This is a genomic window from Collinsella sp. CLA-ER-H2, assembly GCF_040092405.1.
In the GTDB taxonomy this organism is placed as follows: domain Bacteria; phylum Actinomycetota; class Coriobacteriia; order Coriobacteriales; family Coriobacteriaceae; genus Collinsella.
The window spans coordinates 15,147-29,100 of sequence record NZ_JBBNLO010000020.1; the positions used below are offsets into that span (position 1 = coordinate 15,147).

General features: G+C 61.8%; 12 protein-coding genes. 1 reads left to right on the forward strand and 11 read right to left on the reverse strand.

Features of this window, described 5'->3' with window-relative positions; all coding sequences use genetic code 11:
- Window positions 1–12 precede the first annotated feature (12 nt).
- The 5 genes from AAAX59_RS06855 to AAAX59_RS06875 form a co-directional block, all read right to left on the reverse strand.
- Window positions 13–768, reverse strand: a complete 756-nt coding sequence (locus AAAX59_RS06855; protein ID WP_349071237.1) for a PRC-barrel domain containing protein — start codon at window positions 766–768, stop codon at window positions 13–15.
- The gene (locus tag AAAX59_RS06860; RefSeq protein ID WP_117794607.1) at window positions 768–1,157 is read right to left on the reverse strand and encodes a YtxH domain-containing protein; all 390 of its coding nucleotides are present in this window, start codon (window positions 1,155–1,157) and stop codon (window positions 768–770) included. The genes AAAX59_RS06855 and AAAX59_RS06860 overlap by 1 nt, the downstream gene beginning before the upstream one ends.
- 136 nt (window positions 1,158–1,293) lie before the next feature.
- Entirely contained in the window at window positions 1,294–2,124 is an 831-nt protein-coding gene (locus AAAX59_RS06865; protein ID WP_349071238.1) for a hypothetical protein, read from the reverse strand.
- 24 nt (window positions 2,125–2,148) lie between these two features.
- Window positions 2,149–3,522 carry a hemolysin family protein gene (locus tag AAAX59_RS06870; protein ID WP_349071239.1) on the reverse strand — a complete coding sequence of 458 codons (1,374 nt, stop codon included), beginning with the start codon at window positions 3,520–3,522 and terminating at the stop codon, window positions 2,149–2,151.
- A 113-nt stretch (window positions 3,523–3,635) separates the two neighbouring features.
- On the reverse strand, window positions 3,636–4,319 hold the full coding sequence (locus tag AAAX59_RS06875; protein WP_349071240.1) for a hemolysin III family protein: 684 nt from the start codon (window positions 4,317–4,319) through the stop codon (window positions 3,636–3,638).
- Window positions 4,320–4,506: 187 nt separating this feature from the next.
- Here AAAX59_RS06875 and AAAX59_RS06880 point away from each other — a divergent pair, with 187 nt between their 5' ends.
- Window positions 4,507–5,472, forward strand: a complete 966-nt coding sequence (locus AAAX59_RS06880; RefSeq protein WP_349071241.1) for an alpha/beta hydrolase — start codon at window positions 4,507–4,509, stop codon at window positions 5,470–5,472.
- Window positions 5,473–5,605: 133 nt separating this feature from the next.
- Here the strand turns inward: AAAX59_RS06880 and AAAX59_RS06885 are convergent, their stop codons facing one another.
- The 6 genes from AAAX59_RS06885 to AAAX59_RS06910 form a co-directional block, all read right to left on the reverse strand.
- Complete coding sequence (locus AAAX59_RS06885; protein ID WP_349071242.1) at window positions 5,606–6,811, reverse strand: DUF362 domain-containing protein; 1,206 nt, start codon at window positions 6,809–6,811, stop codon at window positions 5,606–5,608.
- Window positions 6,812–6,920: 109 nt separating this feature from the next.
- The gene (locus tag AAAX59_RS06890) at window positions 6,921–9,593 is read right to left on the reverse strand and encodes an ABC transporter permease (RefSeq protein ID WP_349071243.1); all 2,673 of its coding nucleotides are present in this window, start codon (window positions 9,591–9,593) and stop codon (window positions 6,921–6,923) included.
- 8 nt (window positions 9,594–9,601) lie between these two features.
- Window positions 9,602–10,315 (reverse strand): ABC transporter ATP-binding protein, encoded by a 714-nt coding sequence (locus AAAX59_RS06895; protein WP_349071244.1) that lies wholly within the window; start codon window positions 10,313–10,315, stop codon window positions 9,602–9,604.
- Between the two features lie 253 nt (window positions 10,316–10,568).
- Window positions 10,569–11,774: an ABC transporter permease gene (locus AAAX59_RS06900; RefSeq protein ID WP_349071245.1), complete on the reverse strand. Its 1,206-nt coding sequence runs from the start codon at window positions 11,772–11,774 to the stop codon at window positions 10,569–10,571.
- Window positions 11,761–12,948 (reverse strand): ABC transporter permease, encoded by a 1,188-nt coding sequence (locus AAAX59_RS06905; RefSeq protein WP_349071246.1) that lies wholly within the window; start codon window positions 12,946–12,948, stop codon window positions 11,761–11,763. Before AAAX59_RS06905 ends, AAAX59_RS06900 begins: the two co-directional genes overlap by 14 nt.
- A gap of 9 nt (window positions 12,949–12,957) precedes the next feature.
- Entirely contained in the window at window positions 12,958–13,896 is a 939-nt protein-coding gene (locus AAAX59_RS06910) for an ABC transporter ATP-binding protein (protein ID WP_349071247.1), read from the reverse strand.
- Between the last annotated feature and the right edge of the window lie 58 nt (window positions 13,897–13,954).

A 13,954-nucleotide genomic window follows, 5' to 3' on the forward strand; every position in this document is an offset into this window, starting at 1 on the left:
TTTGGTACGTCGCTATTTGCTAGCTTTTGACGAGCCCCCGCTCGCCTTTTGGTATTCGTCCTTAAAGGCCTTGAACATGCCGCGCGTCTTGCCGAGCTGCTTGCCCAGCGCGCGACTGCCCTTGTCCACGGCGACCGATCCCTTGTCATCGAGCACCTTGGCGCCCTTTTTGACCTTATCGCCCATCACGACACTGGCCTCAGCAGCCTTTGCAGCCGCGCCGCCCGAATACCCGAGCGCCTTGACCTCGTCCGAAACGATCATCGCGCCGTTCTCGTAGCCGCGCAGCATCGTCGGCGGCACCTGCGTGTCACCGACAAGCACGCTCGATGCGGCACCGGCGGTCACATAGAACATCTGGACGATGCCCGAGCGCGGCTTGAACTCCACGTCCGAACAATAGCCCACGACATCGCCCGATTCCGTGCGCACGTCCATACCAACCCAGATGATGCAATCGTCCAGGTTAATGTCGAGGCGCTTGGCCGCGGCGGCATCGTAGGTGTCCTTGGCGTCATCCACCGCGATAGCGCCCTCATAGACGCCGATGGCATCGAGCGCCACAAATCGGTCGGGGCGCTCGATCATGCCCGCAATGTCGGACTGGCGAACCATAAAGCCCACCACGCGCGTACCGCCCGGGGTAAAGACCGGAAAGTGAATCTTCCCGAGCTTTTTAGGGCTACGCGGCGTGCCGTCCTTTTTGGTGCGCTTGTCCTCGGAAGGCTTGCGATAGATCTTGGCGCCGACAAAATCCCCGGCGCGCATTATGCCTCGGTCGAGGGCTCCGCAGCCTCGGTGTCGGCCTCGGCGGCGTTCTCGACCACGACGTCGGCAGCGGGCGTCACGTTGCCGCCCGAGATGGCGTCGTTGAGCTGCTCGCGCAGCTGATCCATACGCTCGCGGGCCAGGTCGACCTTGGCACGCAGGTCATCGGTCTTGGCATCGACCATCGGGCCAAAGTCGTTGACCGCGGCGCGGGCCTCCTCGGCACCGTGCTCGTAGGTATCGCGCATGTTATCCCAAGCGTCGTTGGCGATATCGGCAGCCATGGCGCGGGTCTCGGCGCCCGAGCGCGGGGCCAGAGCAACGCCGATGATAGCGCCGGCGGCGGCACCAAAGAGTGCACCGGAGACAAAGCTAAAAGTCTTACCCATGATCATTCCTCTCCTGCGGGCACGTCGGCGCCCACCGTTTGAATGCTGTCCATTATACCCGCAGCGCAACACTTGCCGCCCCGCTCATCTGCATACGGCAAAGACGCAGGTACATGATGGTGTTGAGCGAGCGAATCTACTCCTGCGGCACAGCGGGCATGGCAACCGTGGCAGCCGGATCCCCGCCGGCGCCGTCCACGAGGGGCAAGCCGCCCTCATGTGCCGAGCCAGCCGGAGCCGTTGCTGCGCCGCCAAAGACGGCCGCGGAGGCCTCGTGGTTCTCGACAACCGCGCCCTCGGTATCAATCGCCACCTGGGGCTCGTCTTCAAAGTTGGGGACGCCCTGGGGCTCAGCGGCAGGCTCGGCGGCCGCATCGACAACAGGGTCGACATCGGCGTCGGCAGGAGCATCGCCCTCAGCCGCATCCTCGGCCACGTCCTCGCCATTCGCGGCGGCGACGGCCTCGTGCGGATCCTTGCCCTCGGCCTCGGCACGCATGCCCAACACTAGGTTGCGCAGGCCCGCGACCGTGCCCTCTACGTCGGGGGCCGGCTGGTCGGCATGCAGATATGCCCAGTCCATCATAAAGGTGGCAGACGACAGCGCGCCGATGGCCAGCGCATCGTCGGGACACGAAAGCTCAATCTCAAAGACACGCTCGTCATGCTCGCTCACGCGGGTGCGCCCGCACGAGATATTGCCGGCAAGGCCGGTCTCGTTCATCAGCTCGACCGACACGTGCTCCAGCAGGTGGCAGAGCTCGGTCTGGCCCATGCAATCCTGGAACTCGCGGCCGGAATCGCCCAGGCACAGATGCTTGGCAATCGCCGGCACCAGATAGTACACGCGCGCCGTGGCCTCGATATCCTCCGAGGTCATGAGCGGCATGCCGGGGTTCACCAGCACATGCGCGCAGATCTTGTCCTCGCTGACGGTGACCTTAAGGATGTTGAACAGGCCTGCCATAACTCTCCCCTACTCTTCCTTGTCCTACTCGTCGCCGTCGTGCGGAATCGCAGCATCCGCACCCGGCGCCGCCGGCTCGTCCGCCGCAGACTCGGAATCCTTCTTATCGGTTTCGGCCGGAGCAATCACGCGAATGAGCGAGATGCGCTGGCCACGCATCGACTGCACCTTAAACTTGTACCCCGCAACCTCAAACACCTCTCCGATGTCGGGCACCGAGTCGCAAAGCTCCAAAATCCAGCCGGCGATGGTCTCATAATCATCGCTTTCCTCGAGCGGCCATCCAAGCTCAATCGCATCATCGCACGAAAAACGCCCATCGACGAGCCACTCGCGGCGCGAGAGGCGCGTAAGGTACTTGTTGTCGGGGTCGAACTCGTCCTCGATCTCGCCGACGATCTCCTCGACGATGTCCTCGATGGTGATGATGCCGGCCGTGCCGCCGTACTCGTCCACAACGACCACGATCTGATCGTGCGAGGTCTGCATCTCGGAAAGCAGCGGCAGGATGTCCTTGGTATCGGGCACAAAGGTGGCGTCGCGCAAAAAGTCGGCGATGGGCTGGTCACCCTTGCCGTCGAGCGCGGGCTGGATCAGGTCCTTGATATGTGCGATACCCGCCACGTTGTCGGGATCCTCGTGGTAGACGGGGATACGGCTGAAGCCGGTCTGGCGCATGGTGGACAACACGTCGGCGACCGTCTCGTCATCCTCGCACATGGTGGTGTCCACGCGCGGCACCATGACCTCGCGGGCAACGGTGTCACCTAGGTCAAAGATCTCGTGGATCATGCGCTTTTCCTCGTCGAGCAGGTCGTCCTGCTCCGAGACCATGTACTTGATCTCTTCTTCCGAGACGTTCTGGCGGTCGTCGGCGCTCTTGATGCGCAGGATGCGGGCCAGGCCATCGGAGCAAGCGCCAGTCAGCCACACGAGCGGACGGGCGATCTTTTGGAACACGGAAAGCGGCCCCACGACCTGCTTGGACACGCCCTCGGCATTAGCGAGGCCAATGCGCTTGGGCACGAGCTCGCCGATCACGATGGAGACAAAGGCGACTGCGACGGTGATGATGACCGGCGCCAAGCCACGCGCAATGGCGGAGAGCGGCGCGATGCCAAAGCTCATGAGCCACGTGGCAAGCGGGTCGGACAGGCTCGTCGAGGCAACGGCGGACGAGGCGAAGCCCACGAGCGTGATGGCGACCTGAATGGTGGCCAGCAGCTGGTCGGAGTCGGCGGCAAGCTTAATGGCGTGCTCGGCGCGCTTGTCGCCCTCCTCGGCATCGTGCTCCAGCACGGCACGCTTGGCCGTGGTGAGCGCCATCTCGGACATAGAGAAGTAGCCGTTGATGAGGGTCAAAACGAGGGTGGTGATAAGGGAGATGGTTATGTCCATCGGGAGTTTCTCGAACCTCCAAGATTCGGGATGTTAGCAGGAGACATAGTTGGCGGATAAGGCAGTTGCGCCCGACGGCCACCTGGGCGGATCCGCGGGCACAGGCTCGGTCGTTAGATTACGAAGAGAATCACCGCCATGAACTGGAAGATGCTACCGGCGAGCACCCACAGGTGAAACACGCTGTGCAGGTAGCGCACGTTTTTGGCGATGTAGAACGGCACGCCCACGGTGTAGCAAACGCCGCCGACGGCGAGCAGCGCCAACGCGACGGGATTCAGCAGCGCCACGAGCGCAGGCAGCTTAAAGACGACGAGCCAGCCCATCAGCAGGTAGACCAGGCCGCTTACCCAGTGCGGCTGACGCTCGCGCAAAAAGCACTCGAGCGCGATGCCGATAATGGCGATGGCCCATACGGCAAAGAACAACACGGCACCGCCGTCGTCTGCCAGCGTGATGAGGCAAAACGGCGTATAGCTGCCCGCAATGAGCAGGTAGATGCAGCTGTGGTCGATGATGCGGAATACGCGCTTGGCACCTGCGGGCTGAATCGCGTGATAGAGCGTGGAGGCCAGGTATTCGAGGATGATGCTGACGCCGTAGACGATCGCCGCGGCCATATGCGCCGGGCCGCCACCGCACAGGGCAGCGAATACAATCAAAAGTACGAGGCCTGCGATGCCCAGCAGGCAGCCGACACCATGGGTGACGGAGTTCATGATCTCCTCGCCCACCGTGTACTGCGGAACGGCCGCGGCCTTAGGTCGCGGCTTGGAACTGTCGCTCGAATCGGACATGCCGGTTACATCCTCCAACATAAATAGTTCTCAACACTATATCAAAGCGTCTGGGTACGTGCGAAATTTGCACCTTACGTGACCCTTTGTTTACCCATTCTTTGCCTGTTGACGCATCAACGGTGAACATCCATAATGCGCTTGCATTAAATGTTGATGTATTAACATCTTATGGGAAAGCTTCTTTATGTCTCAAAACGCACGTTCTTATCGAAAGCTGAAGATAGCCGGCGTCGTTGCGCTGGCGCTTGTTGTCGCGCTGCTCGGGTTTGCCGGCAACTTCCTGTTCGACTTTGCCCTGAACCCCCAAGCGCCCTACACCATGAAGATGATGCAGGACGGAAAGGACGCCGGAAAAGGCGAGCAGATGGATGCCGAGGAGACCGAAGCGCGGGCTTGGTTTAAGCAGAATCGCGAGAGCAGCAGTCTCACTGCAGATGACGGGTGTGAACTTGCTGCTTGGTATTTCGCTGCTCCGGAGAGCACGCACGATTACGCCGTCTGCCTGCATGGATACACCAACGAACCCATCGGAATGGCCCGATACGTCAAGCGCTTCCACGACCGCGGCATGAACGTGCTCGCGCCCGCCGCCCGCGCCCACGAGCGCTCCGGCGGCGACTACATCGGCATGGGCTGGCCCGAGCGGCTCGATGTCGTCGCGTGGATTGAGCGGATCGTTGCGGCCGATCCCGAGGCGCGCATCCTCGTCTTTGGCGAGTCGATGGGCGCGGCAACCGCCATGAACGTGGCGGGGGAATCTCTGCCCGCAAACGTGAAGTGCATTATCGAGGACTGCGGCTATACGAGTGTCTGGGACGAGTTTTCCTTGCAGCTCAAAGACGTGTTCGGCCTGCCTAGTTTTCCCTTGCTCGATGTGGCCAACCTGGTGTGCAACGTGCGCGCTGGATACGACTTTCATAAGGCGAGCAGCGTGGAGCAGCTCAAGCGCGCGACGGTTCCCATGCTGTTTATCCACGGTGACCAGGACACCTTTGTGCCGTACAGCATGCTCGACCAAAACTACGAGGCGTGTGCCAGCAAGGTCAAGCAAAAGCTCACCGTCCACGGCGCCACCCACGCCAAGAGCGCGCAGGTTGACCCCGAGCTCTACTGGAACACGGTCAGTAGCTTCCTCGACGAGTATTTTTAGGCAAATAGTACGGTTTACTGGCCTATCTGACCCCCTAGCACTTCCGAAAAGCCGCCCGTGGGCACTGTGCTCACGGGCGGCTTTTACTAACAGTTGTGCTACAAAGGCGCTTGTTTTGTCTAATAGCTAGGTGCTACTTGACCTCGATGAGCTCATACTCGCTCGTGCCCAGGCCGATCTTCTCGGCATGCGCGATGCACACGCGCCAGTCGGTGTCGGGATGCGTGATGCAGAAGGGATCCTTGGCCTGCTCGCCCTCCAGATGCTCGTGGTTATGCTCCATCTTGGCCGCGCTATCGGTGAGCTCGGTGTTGGGCAGCGGCTCAGACGCCATGACGGCGTCGGCGCAGGCCTGGTCGATGGCGACCGGGTCGAAGCTCGCGAACATGCCGATGTCGTTGACGATAGGCGTATCGTTTTCGGGATGGCAGTCGCAGTTGGGACTGATGTCCATGGCAAGCGAGATGTGGAAGCTCGGGCGGCCGTCGACGACGGCCTTGGTGTACTCGGCGATCTTGCAGTTGAGCACGTCGGCCGCGGCCTCATAACCGGGCTTGATGCAGTCCTGGTTGCATGCCGCAATGCAGCGTCCGCAGCCCACGCAGCGATCGTGGTCGATGGCAGCCACGTGCACCGTGCGAGTAGCGCCGCTGGCAAGCTCGCGCTCGCGGGTGCCGTCGAACGAGACAGCGTTGTGCGCGCAGATCTTTTCGCAGGCATGGCAGCCAACGCAGTGCTCGGTCGCGACGTTCGGCTTGCCGGCGGCATGCTGCTCCATCTTGCCGGCACGGCTGCCGCCTCCCATGCCCAGGTTCTTCATGGCGCCGCCAAAACCGGCCTGCTCATGGCCCTTAAAGTGAGTGAGGCTGATCACAATGTCGGCATCCATGAGCGCCTGACCGATCTTGGCCTCGCGCACGTACTCGCCGCCCTCGACCGGGACGAGCGCCTCGTCGGTACCCTTGAGGCCGTCGGCGATGATGATCTGGCAACCCGTAGCATACGGGGTAAAGCCGTTCTGGTAGGCGGTATCGATGTGCTCGAGTGCGTTTTTGCGGCTACCGACATAGAGCGTATTGCAGTCGGTGAGGAAGGGCTTGCCGCCCAGCTCCTTCACGACGTCGGCGACGGCGCGGGCGTAGTTGGGGCGCAAAAAGCTCAGGTTGCCCAGCTCGCCAAAGTGAATCTTAATGGCGACGAACTTGTTCTCGAAGTCGATCTGTTCGATACCGGCGTGACGGATGAGGCGCTTGAGCTTGTCGAGCTGGCTCTCGCGAGCATGCGTACGCAGGTTGGTGAAGTACACCTTGGCGGGTGCTGCGGGTGCAGTTGCGGTCATAGATATATCCCCTCGGTCTACATGGCGTTACAGACATAGAGGATGGTACCAGTTAAAGCAGAGTTAAAGTCAAGTACGGCACCTAGTCATTGGGGACGTTCTTAAATGACTACTCTTGGACTTTGAGTGCCTCGGCCAGGCCCACACGTTTGATGGAACGCATGTGCAACAGCGCCACGACCAGGTAGGTTGCAAAGCCGATTCCTGCGCACGCCGCCATGGACCAAGCGGGCACGTAGATCTCGATATTGCCGTTGTAGGCGAGCAACATCGAGCGGAAGATGGCCGTGAGCGAGCCAATAATGACCGGCAGGCTCAGCACGAGTGACGCTGCCACGCACAGCGTGATCGAGCGGATGTACAGATGCGAGATCTCGCTATCGCGATAGCCAAAGACTTTCATGTAGCTGATCGAACGGGCGCTGTGGTCGATCACCGCCTTGGTCAGCAGGTACATAAACAGCAGGAAGATAAACACCGCGAGCCCGATCATCATTCCGATCATTTTGCTCATCATGCCGATGAACTGGTCGCCCACGGCCCGCATGTCGTCGGGCGTGGTGTCGCCGGCAAAGTAACGAGCATCGAGGTCGAGCTTCTCGTCGCTCACATAGCCGTTAAAGTAGGCGGCGTCGTTGCCGAACAGCTCGTTAAAGTCGTCGATACTCATATAGATATTCATGTCCGACTTGGAGCCCCAGGCACAGTCCTTGCCCGCGTACTCAAGGGAATAATGCTCGCCCTCGTACTTGTCGATGAGCGTGACCTTCTGGCCCTCGCTCCAGCCAAACTTGTCGAGCAGGCCGCCGCCAAAGACGACGCGCCCATCGCCAACGTTGAGGTCTTTCCAATAGCGCGAATCGGGCGAGATGCCGTAGACGGAAATCGTCTCCTCGCCATTACCATCGCCGCGGTCGTATTGCAGCTGGTAAACGGCATATTTCTCGGTCTGCGCAATCTTGTCTGCACCGTTATCGGTCGTGTTAACCGGGTGAATGTCGTCGTTGTCAGTGTCGATCTTAGAGGCCTTGTCGATCAGGTCGATAGCCTCGTCGCGGTCGCAGCCGAGGGCATCGGCAAGGTCATCGAGGCGCGCATAAAGCGCATCCTTCTTGTCCTGGACCTTGGCAAGCGCATCCTGCGCCGCAGTCAGGCTCTCGGCAGACGGAGATGCGGTCGCGGCATCGGCTGCCGCCTGCGCCGCATCGGCCGCGTCGTCAAGCTCGTCATCGGCATCCTGAGCGGCGGAAAGCAGCGCGCCGTCAACCGACTGCAAGCGCTCGAGTGCCGACCACTGCTCGCGCTCCTCGGCAGTACCCTCGAGCTCCAGCGGCGCCTTGAGCGTGTACTGGTGCTCGGCGACCAGGCTTGTCTCAAGGTTATCGGCGTAGTGCGTCATCGTGGGCAGAATTGCCAGGCCAAAGAGCAGTAGCAGCGAGGCAAACGCGATGCCCACGAAGAGCGTGGCGAAGTTGCCCAGATTGCGCAGGAAGATACGCAGGCGGAAGCGGGAAACAAAACCCATGCGCTCCGGCAGCTGCAGGCCGCGCTTGGTGCCCGATTTGCCACTCGCCTCGTGACGAAGGAACTGCAACGGCGTCTTGCCCATCTTGCGAAGCAGACCCACCAGCGTGATGAGGATGAGCGCGGCGGCGGGAACCACGGCGCACTTCACAAAGATCTCCCAGCTCCAGTACACCTGGAAGGGCGACAGGCTGTACGAACCGTAATAGAGGCTGCGCATGGGCTCGGTAAAGAACACAACGCCGAGCGCAGTGCCCAAAAGCGCCGCGACCACGCCCACGATGGCGGGAAGCGCAAGGTAGTGCAGCACGATCTCGCGGCGGCGATAGCCGCTGGCGAGCAGCGTGCCAATGATGGCGCTCTCCTCCTCGATGGTGGCGTCAGTGAGCACCACAAAGACAAATGCCATGATCACGATGATGATGTCGAGCAGCGTCATCCACATCATAGAGTCGCCGTCCACGTCGTCGCGCGCATAGCCAATGCCCTGATTGGAATCGGAGTCGATCAGATCGTCCACGCGCGCATCGGCGTCGGTCAGTGCCTCGACCATATCTTGCTCAGCGTCGATGCGGTCCGCGGTGGGGAGGTCGCGATCGGTAAAGGTGAAGGAGTAGGTGTAGGTGTAGGCGGGTGCGCCGCCGGCATCTTCGAGCGCGGCAAAGCCGCCATCGGTGACCTCGGCCACGCCGTACGTGATGGTGTTCACCGTAAAGTCCGAATTGTTGAGGAACAGCGCCTGGCTATCGGGCTGAGTCATGATGCCGCAGATGATGTAGGTGCGGCCCTCGAGCTCGACTTTATCGCCCACGGACAGGTTGTTATTGGTGGCAAAGACACGGTCGATGGCCACCTCGTCGTCCGCCTTGGGTTCCTTGCCCTCACAGTAGGACGCGATATCGACCTTGGTGCGGTGCGCATAGGTGCGCAGCGTGCGCTTGGTGCCGTCGTCGCCGGCGGTCTTTTTGATGATGGCGTCGATGGAGAAATTCTTGTAGAGCGTGACGCCGCCGACATCGCCGGCCGCGTCCTCGGCAGCCTTGAGCTGGTCTTTGGTGGCCTCGAAGGAGGTGGTCACGCGGCCGTCCTCGATCGTGTACGCATCGCGCATGTCGTCGATAAGGCAACCGATGGAGTGGGCCGCGAGCAAAAAGCCCGAGGTGAGGGCGATGCTTCCGCACATAAGAAGAAAGATGCCCAGGTACTTGCCGATATTGCGGCGCAGCTCGCGCGGGAGACGTTTTGCGAGAGGTGTCATGGCGCCGCCTACCAATCGAGCTCGGCGGCCGCGACGGGCGACTCGTTGAGCTCATCCTCGACGATGCGTCCGTCGCGCAGGCGCAGTACGCGGTTGGCCATGCGGGCGATGGCGGCGTTGTGCGTGACGATGATGATGGTACAGCCGTACTCGTGATTGACATCTTCCATGAGCTGCAAGATTTCCTTGGACGTCTTATAGTCAAGCGCGCCCGTGGGCTCGTCGCACAGCAGCAGGCCCGGGTTTTTGACGAGTGCGCGGCCGATGGCACAGCGCTGCTGCTGGCCGCCCGAGACCTGGCGCGGGAACTTGTTGCGGTGCTCGTAAAGGCCCAGCGAACGCAGCAGGTTGTCGACATTGAGCGGGTTTTTGGACAGGTGCGCCGTGACCTCGATGTTCTCCTTGATGGTGAGATCGGGCACCAGGTTGTAGAACTGGAAGACAAAGCCCAGCTCACGGCGGCGATACTCGCCCAGGTCGGTAGGCTTGAGCACCGTGAGGTCGCAGCCGTCCACCATGATGGAGCCGGCGTCGGCATCCTCTAGGCCGCCGATCAGGTTGAGAAAGGTCGACTTGCCCGAGCCCGAGGGACCCAGCATGACGCAGATCTCGCCGCGGTTGATGGACGTGTCAATGCCATCGAGTACCGTCAGGCGCGCATCACCGTCGCCGTAGTGCTTTTTGAGATCCTTAACCTGGACGTAGGCTTCCTGCGTTGCCATGGTATCCCCCATTGTTAGCCTAGTACTACTTTATGAACGTAATAGTAAACCTTGGCGAACTATTTTGGGGCGAGAGTGGGGATTTGTTTCAGACTAGTCATTGGGGACGTTCTTAAATGACCAGTCACAAGGGACGCTCTTTCGCCACCCGGCAGTTGGGGACGCTCCTTATCTGCCCCCGATGGCTAGTCATTTAAGTCTGTCCCCAATGAATACTTTTGGTCGTTTAAGTCTGTCCCCAATGAGTAGGTGTCTAGGCGTGGGATTTGTTGTGGGCGAGGGCTAGGCCTACGGCGGCGATGGCCGCGGCAAAGAGCACGGTGACGCCCAGATCGCAAGCGATGTCGCCCAGCACGGTGGACGTCAGGTCCGCGGCGAGCGCCTTGCCAATCGCGTCGTTCACCCAATATGTCGGCACAAAGTGCGCCACAGTCTGCACGGCCGAGCCCATCAGCGACAGCGGCATCCAGGCGCCGCCCAAAAACGTCATGAGCATGCCAAGCAGGTTGCCCACACCGTTGAGCAGCTCCTCGCGCGCGCCCAGGCTCGACAGCGTAAAGCCAACGGCCAGTGGCGTCAGCGCTAGGGCAAACGTTGCCGCCAGCGCAAGGCACACGCGGCCCACGCCGACCTCGGCAACCGCGCTGGCAAAGCCCACGACGCCCATCATGCTCGACACAAACCAGATACAGACGGTGAGCACGGCGGCGGCCGCAAACACGGCAAGCGAACGCTGGCGATCGGAGATTGGGCCGGCATCCATGCGGCGCACGCGCTCGGGCTCGTTCATGCCCGAAAACACCAAGCCCACCGACACGATGACCGACGAGATAATCGCGTACGCGCCAAAGTTGAAGTACGACTCGAGCGTGGCGGCAGCAGCCGAGTCGACCTTGACCCGCTCGATCTGGACCTCCGCGCGCTTTGCAGCGGCATGTTCGGCGGCCTTGGCAACGTCGCCGTTGGAGGCAGTGGGCTCAAGTGCGGCTGCAGCGCCCGCGAGCGAGATCCAGCGCGAAGCCTCGGCAGACGAAAGCGCCGCCGCCATGGTGCCGGCACCGTAGGTCACATCGAGCTTGGGCAGGGACTCCCCCGCGCGGGCAGCCGCGACCAGGTCGTCCTCGAACCCCTCCGGGATAAAGAACACGCAGTCGGCGCTGCCCTTGGCGCTGTTGCTCTTGGAGAGCGCGTCCGCAAGGTCGTACGTGTCATCGCCGACGCCCGTGACCAGGTCAAACCGCGAACCTAGGTGCTTGGTGAGCGCAAGTGAAAGATCACTGCCATCGCGGTCGACCACGATCACGTTGGCGTCGTAGGGCTTGTACTCGGTGAGCTGCGACGAGTTCCAGCTCACAGATGCCGCGATGAATACGCCCATCAGCGAAATGAACACCGTGTAGATGAGCAGGTAGAACGGGTGAGCGAGCGCCATGCGAAGCGCGGTCTTAAAGGTGCTCATAGCGGCTCCTTCCAAAGATCAGCGTGGCGGCGGCAACGAACAGCAGTGCCATGAGGACCAGCGCGCCGGCGCGAACGGCGAAAGGATCCAGGTCCTCAAAGAAATACAGGCGGTTGAACATGTCGCAGATGAGCTTGACGGGGTTGAGCCAGCACTCGGCCGGGCAGGCGCGGGCGACGTCATCGGCAAGCGCCATCGCCGGTTCGCCGTAGAGCCCAGCGAACAAAGCGCACGTGGTGGCAAAGCCTGTGAGGATGCCCGACTTGGATGCCTTGCCGCCCTTAACGGGCAGAGTGCCCACAAAGAGCCCCAGGCCCGTGGCGGCAAGCGCGGAAGCGGCACCGCCCACCAGACACAGCCCCTCGCGCCCGCCAAAGTCGACGCCCACAACCAGGCGCACGTAGCCGATCGCGATCGCCATCGAGACAAAGGAGACCAGCCACGAGCCCACAAAGATACCGGCCAGCGACGCCGTTTTAGAAAGGCCGCCCACGCAGCGACGCGCGCCAAGGCCCGACAGATTGGGCTGCAAGTCGACGACGCTCAAGGCGGCAAACTCGGCAGACATCATCGCGACCAGGCCAAAAAGCGCGTAATAGTAGATGACCGTGCCGTCGGGTGTGGTGCGTGTCAGGCTTACGCGGCGGGTGCCGCCCTCGAGCGACAGGGCGCGCGCAACCGCCTCGGGGTCGGCGAGCGCCGCCGGGTTGTCCTGGGCAATCTGGGACATGAGCTCGGCATTTTGTGTATACGAGCTTGCCACCGTCTCCAGGATGCTGCGATCGGTGAGCACCGATGATGCGCGCGAGCTGTCGTAGCTCGATAGCAGTGTGAGCTTGGGCGTGCCCGCAGCGTCGACCGTATAGATACCCGCGACCTCACCGGCCTTGAGCGCACGGTTCGCATCGGCTGCGTCGTCGAGCTCGTGGATCTCGAGCAGCTGGTCGTCGCCTTCCTTGGCAAGCGACGTCGCCACATCCTTAAAGGTCGAAGCGTCCCAGACCTTGTCCGCCACGACGGCAACCGGCACCGGGTCGACCGTGCCGTCGGAGCTCAGGTTCGCAAACATAAACATGAACATCGTGGAAAGCGCGATGGGAAAGAGGGCGCCCCAGACCCACGTGCTCGGCCGGCGCAGCAGCGTTTTGACCGTGATGATAATGGTGTTGAACATGGCTGCCCCCTAGTCGCGCAGCTCGCGGCCGGTGATCTCGAGGAACACGTCGTTGAGGGTCGGCGGCTCGCTCCACACGCGGCCGAGCGCCACATCGGCGGCGCGCAGCGTGTCGAGGATGTCGACCAAATTGTGCGGGCTCGCTTCGCAGGTGCAGACGAGCTCGCCGCCGGACAACTCAACCGAAAGCACGTGCTCGAGGGCGCGCAGCCGCTCGACCGTGGCGGTCTCTACGGCGCTGACCTCGACAGTCACGCGCTCGCCCATTTGAATCATGCGTTTGAGCTCGTCATTGGTGCCCTGTGCCAGCACACGTCCGCCGTCCATGATCATGATGCGGCTGCAAATCTGCTCGACTTCCTCCATGTAATGGCTGGTATACACCACCGTGGCGCCCTCGTCGCGCAGGCGGCAGATGCCCTCCAGGATGGCGTTGCGGCTCTGCGGGTCGACCGCCACCGTGGGCTCGTCAAAGAAGATGAGCTCGGGCTTGTGCGCGATACCGCAGGCGATGTTGAGGCGACGCGCCAGGCCGCCCGAGAGCTTGCCGGGGCGAAACTTGGTAAAGTCGCCCAGCCCGACAAAGTCGATCGCCTCGTCCACCAGCGCGCGGCGGCGCTTGCGGTCGTTGACGTAAAGGCTGCAGAAATAGTCGATGTTCTCGCGCACCGTAAGCTCGTCAAACACCGCCACCTGCTGCGGCACCACACCGATGCGGCGCTTGAGGTCGTAGCGGGCGGGCGTCATGGGCTCGCCGAACAGCTCGATGGTGCCTTTGTCGTAGGCGAGCAGCTGCAGAATGCAGTTGATGGACGTGGTCTTGCCCGAGCCGTTGGGGCCCAGCAGGCCAAAGATCTCGCCGGGGGCGATGCTCAGGCTAAAGTGGTCGAGCGCGATAAGGTCGTCGTAGCGCTTGACGAGGTTTTCGACGTGGACGATGTCTGTCATGAGGCGGCCCTTCTGTTGATTGCGGCCCGGTACGATTGCATCATCGCAGGAGCGAGCG

Excerpts from the sequence above, each read along its gene's own strand:
- AAAX59_RS06855 (WP_349071237.1), bottom strand. The coding sequence starts at position 768 with ATGCGCGCCGGGGATTTTGTCGGCGCCAAGATCTATCGCAAGCCTTCC.
- AAAX59_RS06860 (WP_117794607.1), bottom strand. The coding sequence starts at position 1,157 with ATGGGTAAGACTTTTAGCTTTGTCTCCGGTGCACTCTTTGGTGCCGCC.
- AAAX59_RS06865 (WP_349071238.1), bottom strand. The coding sequence starts at position 2,124 with ATGGCAGGCCTGTTCAACATCCTTAAGGTCACCGTCAGCGAGGACAAG.
- AAAX59_RS06870 (WP_349071239.1), bottom strand. The coding sequence starts at position 3,522 with ATGGACATAACCATCTCCCTTATCACCACCCTCGTTTTGACCCTCATC.
- AAAX59_RS06875 (WP_349071240.1), bottom strand. The coding sequence starts at position 4,319 with ATGTCCGATTCGAGCGACAGTTCCAAGCCGCGACCTAAGGCCGCGGCC.
- AAAX59_RS06880 (WP_349071241.1), top strand. The coding sequence starts at position 4,507 with ATGTCTCAAAACGCACGTTCTTATCGAAAGCTGAAGATAGCCGGCGTC.
- AAAX59_RS06885 (WP_349071242.1), bottom strand. The coding sequence starts at position 6,811 with ATGACCGCAACTGCACCCGCAGCACCCGCCAAGGTGTACTTCACCAAC.
- AAAX59_RS06890 (WP_349071243.1), bottom strand. The coding sequence starts at position 9,593 with ATGACACCTCTCGCAAAACGTCTCCCGCGCGAGCTGCGCCGCAATATC.
- AAAX59_RS06895 (WP_349071244.1), bottom strand. The coding sequence starts at position 10,315 with ATGGCAACGCAGGAAGCCTACGTCCAGGTTAAGGATCTCAAAAAGCAC.
- AAAX59_RS06900 (WP_349071245.1), bottom strand. The coding sequence starts at position 11,774 with ATGAGCACCTTTAAGACCGCGCTTCGCATGGCGCTCGCTCACCCGTTC.
- AAAX59_RS06905 (WP_349071246.1), bottom strand. The coding sequence starts at position 12,948 with ATGTTCAACACCATTATCATCACGGTCAAAACGCTGCTGCGCCGGCCG.
- AAAX59_RS06910 (WP_349071247.1), bottom strand. The coding sequence starts at position 13,896 with ATGACAGACATCGTCCACGTCGAAAACCTCGTCAAGCGCTACGACGAC.